At 40.7% G+C, this 12,647-nt stretch carries 13 protein-coding genes; 3 read left to right on the top strand and 10 right to left on the bottom strand.

Features of this window, described 5'->3' with window-relative positions; genetic code table 11:
- The first annotated feature begins 55 nt into the window (after positions 1-55).
- Positions 56-1,891, top strand: coding sequence for an ATP-dependent zinc metalloprotease FtsH (gene ftsH, locus SULAR_RS03115; protein ID WP_008242867.1), 1,836 nt, complete (start codon positions 56-58; stop codon positions 1,889-1,891).
- Between the two features lie 45 nt (positions 1,892-1,936).
- Here ftsH and SULAR_RS03110 read toward each other — a convergent pair whose 3' ends face one another.
- Positions 1,937-2,956 carry a cytochrome-c peroxidase gene (locus SULAR_RS03110; RefSeq protein ID WP_008242865.1) on the bottom strand — a complete coding sequence of 340 codons (1,020 nt, stop codon included), beginning with the start codon at positions 2,954-2,956 and terminating at the stop codon, positions 1,937-1,939.
- A 208-nt stretch (positions 2,957-3,164) separates the two neighbouring features.
- Here SULAR_RS03110 and SULAR_RS03105 point away from each other — a divergent pair, with 208 nt between their 5' ends.
- Positions 3,165-4,121 carry a hypothetical protein gene (locus SULAR_RS03105; RefSeq protein ID WP_008242863.1) on the top strand — a complete coding sequence of 319 codons (957 nt, stop codon included), beginning with the start codon at positions 3,165-3,167 and terminating at the stop codon, positions 4,119-4,121.
- A gap of 59 nt (positions 4,122-4,180) precedes the next feature.
- Here the strand turns inward: SULAR_RS03105 and SULAR_RS03100 are convergent, their stop codons facing one another.
- Positions 4,181-4,684, bottom strand: coding sequence for a cytochrome P460 family protein (locus SULAR_RS03100; protein WP_008242861.1), 504 nt, complete (start codon positions 4,682-4,684; stop codon positions 4,181-4,183).
- A 258-nt stretch (positions 4,685-4,942) separates the two neighbouring features.
- Between SULAR_RS03100 and SULAR_RS03095 the strand changes: the two genes are divergently transcribed.
- Positions 4,943-5,338 carry a hypothetical protein gene (locus SULAR_RS03095; protein WP_008242860.1) on the top strand — a complete coding sequence of 132 codons (396 nt, stop codon included), beginning with the start codon at positions 4,943-4,945 and terminating at the stop codon, positions 5,336-5,338.
- A 99-nt stretch (positions 5,339-5,437) separates the two neighbouring features.
- Here the strand turns inward: SULAR_RS03095 and SULAR_RS03090 are convergent, their stop codons facing one another.
- The 8 genes from SULAR_RS03090 to SULAR_RS03055 form a co-directional block, all read right to left on the bottom strand.
- Positions 5,438-5,884 carry a nucleoside deaminase gene (locus tag SULAR_RS03090; protein ID WP_008242858.1) on the bottom strand — a complete coding sequence of 149 codons (447 nt, stop codon included), beginning with the start codon at positions 5,882-5,884 and terminating at the stop codon, positions 5,438-5,440.
- Positions 5,885-6,038: 154 nt separating this feature from the next.
- Positions 6,039-6,203, bottom strand: a complete 165-nt coding sequence (locus tag SULAR_RS11465) for a cytochrome P460 family protein (protein WP_369791778.1) — start codon at positions 6,201-6,203, stop codon at positions 6,039-6,041.
- A 302-nt stretch (positions 6,204-6,505) separates the two neighbouring features.
- A complete protein-coding gene (locus SULAR_RS10845) occupies positions 6,506-7,225 on the bottom strand; it encodes a carboxymuconolactone decarboxylase family protein (RefSeq protein ID WP_008242853.1) in 720 nt (239 codons plus the stop codon).
- A gap of 62 nt (positions 7,226-7,287) precedes the next feature.
- Positions 7,288-7,497, bottom strand: coding sequence for a hypothetical protein (locus SULAR_RS03075; RefSeq protein WP_008242852.1), 210 nt, complete (start codon positions 7,495-7,497; stop codon positions 7,288-7,290).
- Between the two features lie 184 nt (positions 7,498-7,681).
- Positions 7,682-8,557 carry a formylmethanofuran dehydrogenase subunit E family protein gene (locus SULAR_RS03070; RefSeq protein WP_008242850.1) on the bottom strand — a complete coding sequence of 292 codons (876 nt, stop codon included), beginning with the start codon at positions 8,555-8,557 and terminating at the stop codon, positions 7,682-7,684.
- Between the two features lie 252 nt (positions 8,558-8,809).
- Complete coding sequence (locus SULAR_RS03065; protein ID WP_008242847.1) at positions 8,810-10,297, bottom strand: DEAD/DEAH box helicase; 1,488 nt, start codon at positions 10,295-10,297, stop codon at positions 8,810-8,812.
- A 392-nt stretch (positions 10,298-10,689) separates the two neighbouring features.
- Positions 10,690-11,787: a SufD family Fe-S cluster assembly protein gene (locus SULAR_RS03060; protein WP_008242846.1), complete on the bottom strand. Its 1,098-nt coding sequence runs from the start codon at positions 11,785-11,787 to the stop codon at positions 10,690-10,692.
- Entirely contained in the window at positions 11,784-12,536 is a 753-nt protein-coding gene (locus tag SULAR_RS03055; RefSeq protein WP_008242844.1) for an ABC transporter ATP-binding protein, read from the bottom strand. The genes SULAR_RS03060 and SULAR_RS03055 overlap by 4 nt, the downstream gene beginning before the upstream one ends.
- Positions 12,537-12,647: the final 111 nt, after the last annotated feature.

Raw genomic sequence — 12,647 nt, 5'->3', positions numbered from 1 at the left:
TTCTATATTTTGGTACAATAAGTATAGAGTTGATAATTTCCTAATGGGAGTAGAGATGAAACAAGAACCGATAGATATGCCTAAATTCAATCCTTTTACCAATATATGGGTGATACTGATCATGATCATGCTCGGATTTCAATTGTATAATTATATGTCATTGCAGAAACAGAGTCAAACACTCTCTTACGATGAATTTAAAAAGAAAATTGCAGAAAATAGTATCAAAGAGATACGAATCGATGGAGATCAGGTTGTAGCTACTTTAAAAGGTGAGATAGGTTCGAGACCTGCTTATGTAAGGACAACACTTCCTCCTTTTGAAGATAAAACATTATTAGCACTATTGGAAAAAAATCAGGTTGAGATGTTCGTGAAGTCACAAAAAGAGTCAGGTTTTTGGCTTGCTTTTTTTATGTTGCTGCCACTTTTTATCTTTATAGGGTTTATATTTTACAGTTCACGACGTATGAAAGAGCAATTAGGTGGTATGGGTGGAGGTGTATTTGACTTTATGAAATCCACGGCTAAAAAATATGAGAAACAAAAGGTATCTGTGACGTTTGATGACCTAGCAGGTGTGGAAAATGCAAAGATCGAACTCTATGAAGTTGTGGACTTTCTTAAAAATCCTGAAAAATATGAAAGAATAGGTGCCAAAATTCCCAGAGGGATCTTGCTGATGGGAGCACCGGGTACGGGGAAGACCCTTTTGGCAAAAGCAGTAGCAGGGGAGGCGGAAGTGCCATTCTTTTCCATCAGTGGTTCGGAGTTTGTTGAAATGTTTGTAGGAGTAGGGGCAGCTAGGGTACGTGATCTTTTTAACAAAGCCAAAAAAGAAGCCCCTGCAATCATTTTTATCGATGAAATTGACTCTGTCGGGCGTGCCAGAGGTGCAGGTGTAGGCGGCGGTCATGATGAAAAAGAACAGACACTCAACCAGATCTTAGCTGAGATGGACGGTTTTGAGTCAGAAGAGCAGGTCGTGGTCATCGCAGCGACGAATCGTCCCGATGTTCTCGATTATGCACTGCTGAGACCGGGTAGGTTTGACCGTAAAATCACACTCAGTCTGCCCGATGTCAAAGCACGTGAAAAGATACTCAACATCCATATACGTAATGTTCAGATAGACAACTCTATAGATTTGGAGAAGATAGCAAAAATATCTATCGGTTTCTCCGGTGCAGATCTCGCCAATCTTGTCAACGAAGCAGCCATGCATGCAGCTAGAGAAGGGCAAAAGTACGTCACACAGGATGATTTCATGTATGCACGTGATCGTATCATCATGGGTGTCGAACAGGAGTTTGTCTTGGATGAAAAGGACAAGCAAAGAGTAGCCATTCATGAGAGTGGTCATGTACTTGCTGCACTGCTGCTTGAACATGCAGATCCTATAGAAAAGGTAAGTATCATTCCCAGAGGGCAGGCACTGGGAATGACAGAACAACTGCCGTTGAAAGATTTAAAAAACTTTCCAAAGGCCTATCTGCTAGACAAAATAGGGGTGATGCTTGGTGGAAGGGCTGCAGAACAAACACTGCTTGGTGATCTCTCTTCAGGAGCGGCCAATGATCTTAAAGAGGCAACGAGTCTGGCAACACATATGGTAAGCCAATGGGGTATGAGTGAAGTGCTTGGACCTGTTTACTATCAAAAAGGGGAAGATCATGTCTTTTTGGGGCGTGAAATGGCGATGCCAAAAGACTTCAGTGAAGCGACAGCCAAACTCATAGATGATGAAGTAAGGAAGATCATTACAGAAAAAGAGGAAGAGGTATTAAAACTTTTTCAAACCCATAAGAAAGAGATCAGTGCGCTTTCAGATAAACTGGTAGAAAAAGAGCTGTTATATCTTGATGAGATCAAGAGTATCGTAGATATATAGTTACAGAACAAGAAAGAATTTCCCGCTCTGCAACATAATGTTTGATTAGTTAAAATCAGGTTTAGGCGTTGTAGCAGTACTTTCCGGAAGCTGTGGATAAACAATCTCCGGTTTTTCACCTTTTAACGCTTTGAGGAATGTCACGATCTTTGCTGCATCTTCATCAGAAATATTTTTTCCAAGCTGTGTACGTCCCATCTCTTGAACCGCTTCAGCAAGGCTCCAGATCTGACCATTATGGAAATATGGTGCTGTCTCCGTCACATTTCTGAGTGTTGGTACTTTTACCATACCCTTCTTATCACCTTTGAAGTCACCTACATCTGCAAATTTATATGGTTTGATCATTGGGAATGGCATCATGGTTCCACCAAGTGCTACACCGTTATGGCATGATGCACATCCTTGATCCATAAATACTTGTAGCCCCTCTTTTTCAGCATCGTTCAATGCATCATCTTTACCATTGAGGAAGTCATCGTATCTTGATGGTGTGACCAATGTTCTCTCAAAGATACCGATCGTTGATGTGATCGTTGGGAAATCAACTTTTACATCGTTTCCATATGCTTTTTTAAACTCTTCCACATATGCTGGAATAGAATTGATTCTATCTACAACCAGTGAAGCCGGTGATGCCATCTCAGGTGCTGCCTGCATAGGGCCCTGTGCCTGATCTTCAAGGTGTGGACTTCTTCCATCCCAGAACTGAGATTTAAAGAAGACTGCATTGTAAACTGTTGGTGAATTCAGGTGGTGTGGATTTGCAACCCACATGTGACCTACAGCTGCCGGTGCTCCATCCGTTCCTCCAAGTCCAAGGTTGTGACAGGTATTACAGGAGATGATACCGCTTTTTGAAAGTCTTGGTTCAAAATAGAGTTTTTTACCTAGTTCCACTCTCTCAGGTGTAATGGTTCCATTTGGATCCGTAAGTTTGGTAAGCTCATTTTTATCTATTGGGATCGGTTGAAGCCCCATTGATTTTGCTTTATCAGCCAATGAACCAGCAAATAATACGGATGATGCTACAAGTGAAGCAGCAATTATTTTAGTCATTTTCATATAGTCTCCTTATAAATTTTATAAGTCATTATATAGTTGTTATACTTACATGTAAATAATAAAAATTATCATTTAATAAGTTTTTCTCTATTTTTATGAATTTTCCAAAATGATTTTAATTCTGTGCTCAAGATCCGGATTTACGAGTAGTGACAAGAGTTAAAAACTGGTATAATGTTTCTAACTTTGTATGCGTAAAGGCTAAGCTATGAAACACTACAGAGGCACCCGCAAAAAACTTACCACCTATATCGATCAGTTTCTTTCCACAGGTGAAACCGTGGAAAATATCAGAGATATCTGGTATAAGTTCAAAGGGGACATCGAACATCTCAAAAAAATGCCTGATGACAAGTGGGATATCTATGTCAACAGACTCATAGGCGAATATCTCTATGAACTCTTTTTGGATGGTGATGTGACGATCTACAGTCGACTCAACCTTATCACTAAGGGACTCAGTAATGACAAACACACCTATAATACCCCCATCGTGCTTTTCACAGAAAAGCCGACGAGAAGTACAGACATACTCTCCGAAGCACTGCAATGTGGTATCTATAGCAGTACCGGACAGATCCCATCTTTTGAGTCGGTGAATATTGCCCAATATCTTAACCGTACGGCCAAATACAATAAAGCCTATCTTATAGCCATTACCGACTTCGACCCATCCGGTGAATCCATCTTTCACTCACTTGCGGTGAAGGTCAAGAATGACTTAGGGCTCATTAACCCAGATATCGAATTTAGTGCCATCCCTGTGCTTTTTGGCAGTGGATATGAAGATATCGTCTCTCATTATCCCACTTATACCCTCAGCACCAATAAACAAAACAAACTCAACCAATCTTGGATAGAAAAGGGTCAGACACTTGGGGTTGAGCTCAATGTAGTAGAGAACAAAGCCGAACTCCTCGAATCAGCCATTCTGAAATCCGTCGCCCCGGAAGTTGTGGAAGCGTTGAGCCGATATCGATGGAAAAAAGAAAAAGAAGAAGAGCTGTTGTCTACCGACAAGCACTATAAGCAATTGCATGAGCAGTTAAGAAAGAGAGTAGAGGATATTAGAGAGGAGGTAGAGTCTATGGAAACGGTATTTGAAGCAAAATGGTCCACACCGATCGATGTAGATAGGGTCAAGGATATGACGAAAGAGAAGTGAAAATCCAAGAGGGGGGGGATTATCTTGACTTCTTTTTAACGCCACATATGCATTGTTAGCTATTTTAAAGTTGGAAATGCAGCTGGATCTGTAAATGTCCAGTCTCGATCTTTGACTGGTGTATGACATGAGATACAGGACTTTCCTCCATCATTAAATGGCTTTTGTGACAGACCAAGCCAACGTGCCCAACCCCATCCGTATGTCTTACTATATTTCTTTGAGTCTCTAAACATAAATTCGGCATGGACAAGTTCTCCCGGTCCAGTTGCTGCCTTCCAATTTTTAAGTTGTTTATCCTTCCAAACGATCTTACCCAATATGGCCCCATCAGGCCAAGGATTAATTTTTCCTGTGCGTGCTGCTTCGACTGCAATTGAATTACCCAATATTACTCGACTTGTGTTGTTATCAGTACGGTGAGAAACAGCTATCGCAGACCACATCTGCCAACCGACAGGATAGTCAATATTGTTTGATGGCTCTGGTGTATCCGCAAATGTATTGATAGTGGAAGAAAAGATCATCGCCAATGAAGTGACAAATAATTTAATAAGTTTCATTTTATATCCTTTTTTACAAGTAAATGGTGACTCACTTTATTTAGAGAAACATACTACTTTTATTAGAGCATGAATAGTATACAAGAAATGTCTGGAAGTTTCAATACATATAGTTATAAACTAATATATCGATACGCATATACTCTCTCCCATTGTCTCGATGGAGGACGAGTCACAAAACACTACTTTAACCTGTAGGTTATTTCTCTTCTCCAGCAATTTATGCTAAAATTCGCTTGATAAAATAGGATAAAATGAATGGGTATTTTTGCTTTACAATCACTTGCCGGAGGTTTCTTAGATGAAGATCTAAAGCATTTCAATAAGGTTTTTGATGATTGGTGTGTGCAGTTTGAGAGCGTGGAAGATGCCCAGCTTATAGTTGATACCCTAAAAGATGGCGATAAGGTAAAGATCGTAGAGATTACACCGTTAAGCTATCCAAAATACTTCTTTCCCAAACTTCAGGGTATTATCCATGCCACACGTGAACATGATGGAAAAATTATCTGTATCGTTGAACCGCAAATGGGTATGAGCTTCCGTATAGCTATTTGTGACATGAAGACCAAAAAGGTAAGAATGCTCCAGACCCGCTATAAAACGGCACAAAGTGTCGAAGGGGTATTTGCAAATCTCTCTTTTGAGTTATGAGATTTTCTCCCATTTCCTAGGTGTATGGTCAAGAATAAAGATCAGTATAGTATTAGCAGTACCTCTTTACTACTGGTGTAATGAGGTAATGTGTTAGAGTCAGTAGATTTGCTTATCCTCTTTCTCATTCCATTGTTCAAAAATCTTTGCGCATGCCTCGTAATCGATCTGCTTGAGCACAACACCATTTTTTTCCCACTTTATCATCTCGTAAAAACGAGCATCGTCGAAGCCACCTTTGGCCGCATCCAGTTTGGTCGTACCATAATAGACAGTCTCTATATGTGCCCATAAGATAGCCCCGAGGCACATCGGGCAGGGTTGTGTAGTGACGTACAGGGTACATCCGGAAAGATCAAAAGTGTCGAGTAACTTCGAGGCTTCCCTAATGGCGGTCATTTCGGCATGGGCCGTCGGATCATTTGTCGCCAGCACACGGTTGTGGGCTTTAGCAAGGATCTTGTCGTCTTTGACAATGACGGCACCAAACGGTCCCCCTTCATTGGTATTCATCCCTTTTATCGCTTCGTTATAGGCTATCTGCATCCATTTATTCATGGTTTAAATTATAGCATGTTAATCAGAGATCTATACCTACAGAAACTGATTCGTTCTGTATCGGGAGATATGGAACGGGTTAAGAGATCTGTTCTACAAGATCATTATCTGTAGGATAGCCTGGAACTTCAAAACATCTTCATCATTTCTTTGAATCTCTAAACATAAACTCGGCATGAACAAATTCTCCAGGAGCCGTTGCTGCCTTCCAATCTTGTAGTTGATCATCTTTCCAAACGATCTTCCCCAATATAGCCCCATCCGGCCAAGGATTGACATTTCCTTTACGCGCAGCTTCGACGGCAATTGAATTACCTAATATTTTCTACTTGTGTTATTATCTGTACGGTGATAAACAGCTATCGGAGACCACTTCTGCCATCCTACAGGATAATTTATATGGTTAGACGGCTCTGGAGTATCTGCAATCGCAGTGAAAACAGAAGATGAGAGCATAGCCAATCAAGTTAAAGATATTTTTGTAACTTTCATTTTAAATCCTTGTTTTTGCGTTTTTTGAACGTATCAATTGTATCTTAAATAAACTCTCCTCACAGTATCTATATAAAGTGTGAGTAATATATCAAACCTGTCGATTTAGAGTCGCCTCTAATCCTCGATTCCAGGCAGATCTGCCACTCCAGGCTCGACCTGGACTTGTAAGCAGACATTAGTAAGTGCGAAAAGAACGTACTGAGAGACCAGGGAGATCAAATCGACGAAGTCCTTTTCAGAGAGAATCTCCTTGGTATGGTTCCATAATTTCGGCGAGATAGACCGCTCTTTCACGAAGGCATCAGTCAGTTCGAGAAAGGCGCACTCCCTCTGAGCAGAGAACGCTGCATAGGAACCGTGTCGAATAGCGTCGAGTTCTGTATCGTTGATGCCAAATTCTCTCCCGACCTTAACATGGTGTTTCCAAACATACTCGCTGCGATAGAGAACAGCCATGCGAAGGATGACCAACTCCTGCTCACGGACCGACAGTCCCATATTCGCTTTTGACGTCACCCAATAGTCAAGAAACGGCTCCAAGGTGTCCGGGTTATGCATTAGAGTACCGAGGAGATTGTACGGGAAGCCTTCTCCCTGGAGGCCTTTCCCGGGAAGACGTGCCAAAATTTTTAAGCTTTCTGGGCTCAAATCCTTAGTGGGTAAGGGGGTGATGCGGGATTCTGATTCATTAGGAAAAATCATCTTTGACTCCTTATTTGAACCGAAAGCGCTCTTTGGAAATCCAGTGGCCAAAATACCCACCACCACTCCAAAGAGCTTCACAACGACTCGCCTCGTGAATCCTTCGGTACTTAGTGTTTTCTTGCTTTTCATTATATTGCCTTTTGCATTAATACTTGCTACACTGTTTCTAAGTAGGGACTTATTCCTCAATACTAAGAGATCTGTTCTACTAAATCATTATCTGTAGGATATCCTGGAATTTCAAAACCATCTTCATCAAAAAAATGTTTTTTACCTGTATCCATACTAATGCATACCAGAGCGTACTCTTCGTCCTCACGAATCTCTTTAATAATAAATCTTTTGCCCATCCGGGTCTTCCATCTCTGACCTTCTTTGAATTCTATAAACTGATATTCCATTGTTTTACTTACTTTGCCTTCCCATTTGAGAAAGTATCACTTCTTCATCGGTATAAAGTTCAATATAAAAAGCATCTTCTCTTATGTACCTACCATAATAACATCCCCATCCTTTAAGATCATAAAAGATTAAGTCTCTTTTCTCATTCGAACAGTTTCCGTGGGAATGAGGATAATTAGTTTGTTAATTTCTATCTAATACAGGTTTCTCACGGTACGGGTGATTCTTTAAACGTGTATCTGATCTTATAAATGGCTTCGAAATGCTTTTTGTATTATCCACCCAGTCGTCCCAGTTGAAATCTTCAATGACTTTAGCTTGATAGCTTTCATGTAATGGATGACTCAGAATGTCGTTCACATGTGTCCACTGATAGAAACGTAAGAGATCGACCTGGTAGGGAGTAGGATTCCCTTTTGCATTTTTCACTTCCTTCTTCAATGCAATGACATCCTGCATGTTCACTTTTGCTGTCCAATTGATCTTTTCGGGTAGTACGACGGGTTCACCTGGAATATTATTGATACCTTTCTTCCATGTTCCTAATACAGCAACCTTGGTGTCCGTACGATACAGTAGAATAGCATGGTTATAATCTTTGTTCTTGAAGTAGCCAAGATTACCATATTGAAGTCGGGCACCGGTTAAGAAAGCAACAGCATCTGACCAGCAGGGCCCAGTTCCAGAAATACCCTTGAGGACACTTCTATCTATAATACCATCAGGGAAAAGGATCTCAAATGTGATTTTCATGATGTTCGCAGCATGGGTGGTTCCTTCGCAATCATGGCCATGCCACTTGATCATATCTTTTATCGTGACAGCATACGTGTATGGATAATACCTGCCTTGAGTTCCTTTTGTAGCAAGAATTTCAAAAACAGGTGCATAAGGCTTTGCTACCATGGGCGCATACCATGTAGGGATATTATCAGGCTGTGTTACGCCGGTTTCTATGAATGTATTCACCCCTTGCTTATAAGTAGGTTCCTGTGCAAGCAGGATATGATTAAATAACATTAAGATCAAGATTTGTGGGAAAAATAATCGTAGTTTCATGTAGAATCCTTTTTGTGTTCATAAGAACGATGAGTGATATACTTTTATCACTGCCATGAAGGTTCAGGCATACAACCTTTTGCAAGCTCAACAAATTATTAGTAGTATTTATAGTATACAAGAAATATATGTATATTTCAAGAAATAAGGTGATGAACTAATCTATGAATGTTTTAATATTTGGAGAAATAATGTTCTAATAGTTTTGAAAGTTTAAATTATAAGGCAGGAGATAAGAAGAAGAGGGTAGTTTTACCCCCTGTTGCTGCCTTGACCGCCGTTACGGCTGTCACGTCTGCCACCGCTACGGCTACCGCTTGAACGTCCGTTACGGCCATGTCTACTTCGGCCACCACTTCTGTTACCACGAGAACCACCACGGTTACGGCCACCACCGCCTCCGCCTCTGTTCTGCAGTGCTTTTTCGATAAGAAGTTCAACTTCTTCAAGACCAAGACCAATGTGGTCTTTACCTTTTACAAAAGTTTCTTCCTGAACTAAAGAAGCAAGAAGATGTGCGATCGTGACGATATCTAGATCATGCTGTAATGTTTTAACAAGATTGATCGCACTTTCAGTCACTTTAGTTTCAGAGATCTTAGCGATAAGCGCATCTGCACGGTTGTTTTGTACTTCCATACGTGTAGGGATCACTTGTGTAGTCATCTTCGTACCTACATCTTTTTCTATACGCTTAATGGTTCTAAGCTCATTAGGGCTTACTAAAGTGATCGCTTCACCTGTTTTACCACCACGCCCTGTACGACCGATACGGTGAACATAAGATTCAGAGTCAAAAGGGATGTGGTAGTTAAATACATGTGTGACATCATTGACATCAAGACCACGTGCAGCGACATCTGTTGCAACAAAAATATCGATACCACCTTGTTTGAAAGCACGGATCGTTACTTCTCTTTGCTTTTGTTCCATATCTCCGTGAAGACCAGAAACTTTAAATCCTTGTGCTGTCAAGTGTGCAACCAGTCTATCAACCTCTTTTTTCATACGACAGAAGATAATACATTTGTTTGGATTCTTATAGTCGATAAGTCTAACAAGCGCATCATCTCTCTCTTTCTCCTGTACAACATAGTAAAGTTGCGTGATAGAAGTGTTTGTACTCTCTGACTTCGTAATAGAAACGGTTTTAGGGTTTTTAAGGATCTGCTCTGCAAGTTTTCTGATACTGTTTGGCATCGTTGCTGAGAACATAAGTGTTTGACGTTCTTGAGGAAGGAAAGTAAAGATATTCTTGATCTCATCCAAGAATCCCATATCAAGCATTTCATCAGCTTCATCAAGCACAACGAACTGAGGATTCATTTTGATCTTTCCGCTCTCAAGCAGATCTTGAAGTCTACCCGGAGTCGCCACAACGATAGAAGCTTGTTTTATACGGTCTATCTGTTTACCATACGCTGTACCACCATAGACAGTAGCTGTTTTAAGTCCGCTCATTTGACCGAAACGGTAGAGTTCATCACTCACCTGCATTGCAAGCTCACGAGTAGGAACGATCACAAGTCCCTCAACAGAACCGTCACCTTTCATCATGCTCATGATAGGAAGACCAAATGCAGCAGTCTTACCTGTACCTGTCTGTGCCTGCGCGATCATATCATGACCTTCTAATACTAAAGGAATCGCATCTTTCTGAACCGGGCTCGGTTCAGTAAATCCAGCTTCTGCTATAGCAGTCTGAATAGTCTCTTTTAAATTAAAATCTGTAAATTTCATGTAGTGTTTTCTTTATATTGATATTGTGTGGGGTGGTAAAGTCTTGGCGATAGAACGGTTCTAAAGTTACAAGCATGTTATCTGGCACTCAATGCCGATACCCCTGCTGCTAAAGCAACTGGGTGCACCCTGTTTTATGCAACTTGATACCAAACTATCACACGCCAATGCGTTGTAAAAAGGAGATACATGTTATGTATCTAAATAAGGAGTTTGATACTCTCTTGCAGTAAAAGTTCGGAATTATAGCATAATAAACAAGATAATGCTAGTGATATTTTAAATTCTTATAGTTTTTTAAACAATTTGTTATAATTTTACTACACTAAAATGCTAAAAACTGTATGTATCACTCTCGCAAGAGCAGGGCCTGGAGTACATCCAAACCCTCTTTACATCGTTTCAAAGTCTTTTGTCTCTTTGACAATATCATTGATCTGTCGTTGTAAGTATTCAGGAAGAGACGGGATTTTTAGATCCAAAAAGCCTTCGATTATCAAAGATTTTGCCTTCTCCTCTTCGATACCCGATGCCATCAGGTAGGCAAGTTCATCTTTGGAGATCATGCCCACACTTGCTTCATGAGAGAGTTCAAGGTGCGGGTCCTCTCCAAGTAGTTCTGGGATCGCGTGAATGTAGCCTTTTTCACTCAGAAGCAACCCGTTGCAGGCCATTGAACCCCTGCCATTGGGGTGTTTACCGATGATCTCTCCTCTGGTTATTACTTCACCACCATTAGAAACCACACGGCTGATAATCTCGGATGATGCTCCATCACCATTTAAGATAACCGTCGATCCGACATCAAACTGAGAATTTTCAGGTGCATATATGACAGTATAAAATTCCCCGAGTCCAGATTCTTCTATCACTGCAAGTGGATTCATCTGCAGTTTTTTTACACTAGTCATCGCGACATAGTTTGAAATAAATTTTGCATCTTTACCAACATGTGCAGCACTTCTAGGGTAAACTTCCACCTCTTTCCCCCAACTATGGATCATAGTACTGGTGAGTGTGGCACCATCTTTGACAAAGTACTCTGTGACACCGAGATGGCGTCCGGATGTGACATGTGCATTGGCTGTACATCCATTGATAAGGTGAAGCTCAGAATCTTCTTCAGTAATCACAATATTATGCGTGCACTGGGTGAATTTATCGGTATTGATCATGTAGCAGGTATAGACTGGAAGAGTAATTTTGACTCCTGCCTTGACACGGATGAAATAGCCCAGCAACACATCACTGGAGGCTACCTGCTTGACATAATCGTCTTTGTCTTTATCTACAAGCGTAAAGAAAAGTTCTTTGAGCCATTCATATTTTTGCAATGCTGTATTGATGGGGAGGATCTCAAGTCCTTCAGCCGCGGAGTGTGTATCTAGAATATCCCAATCTTTGGCAAAAAAATTTGCCGATCGTTCCTCTTTTTCATCATATGCGACCTTTTTTAGAGTTGTTTTCGTAGCTTCATCCAGTTGCTTCATGTGTGATCCTTTGGTTTCTTATAACACTCTGCACACCCTGTAAAACCCAACCTCTTAATATCTTCCATAAGTGATTTAGGATTACCCGTGCAAACGATCTTACCATCCATGAAAACGTGTCCAATATCAGCGTCGATATAGTTAAGAATATGGCCCGTATGTGTGATAATTATAGCAGAACGTACACGCAGTTTCATCGGCATTTCTTTTTGAAGAATCTTATTGATCGCTTTTGAGATTACGGCAATATTTTCAATATCAACACCTGATTCGGGTTCATCTATTAAAAGCAGGTCAGGACTTTGTGCATAAAGTTTCAGTACTTCAGCCCTTTTGAGTTCTCCGCCAGAAAAACCGACATTGAGCTCTCTTTCTAGAAAGTTTTCCATACTGAGCGCTCGAATCTCATCATCAAGGTCATCGGAACGGTTGATCGCATGAAGAAAGTTTCGGAGAGTCACCCCTTTGATCTTTGGCGGATGCTGAAAAGACATACCTATACCCAGATTGGCGATCTCATCTGTTGTCATATCTTGTATATTTTTGGATTTTACTCGGATCTCTCCACTATCAATGCTATAGCCGGGAAGTTTCAAAATCGTATTGAGGAGGGTGGATTTTCCAGAACCGTTGGGACCGAAAATAACATGCACTTCACCTTTGCCCACACTAAGGTTCATCTCTTTGATGATCTGTTTGTTCTCTACGGAGACATAGAGATCTGAAATTTCTAATAGGGGTCCATCCACTTTAAACCCTTTCTTTCTCAGAGACTGTTTAATACACAAATCCAGTGTATATCACTAATATAAATTATATCATAAATATTTCTATGAGTCTGTATCTAGATGTGAAAGGCG

The sequence above is a fragment of the Sulfurovum sp. AR genome (assembly GCF_000296775.1).
Classification (GTDB): Bacteria; Campylobacterota; Campylobacteria; order Campylobacterales; family Sulfurovaceae; genus Sulfurovum; species Sulfurovum xiamenensis.
This window is presented reverse-complemented; position numbering and strand designations above follow the sequence as displayed.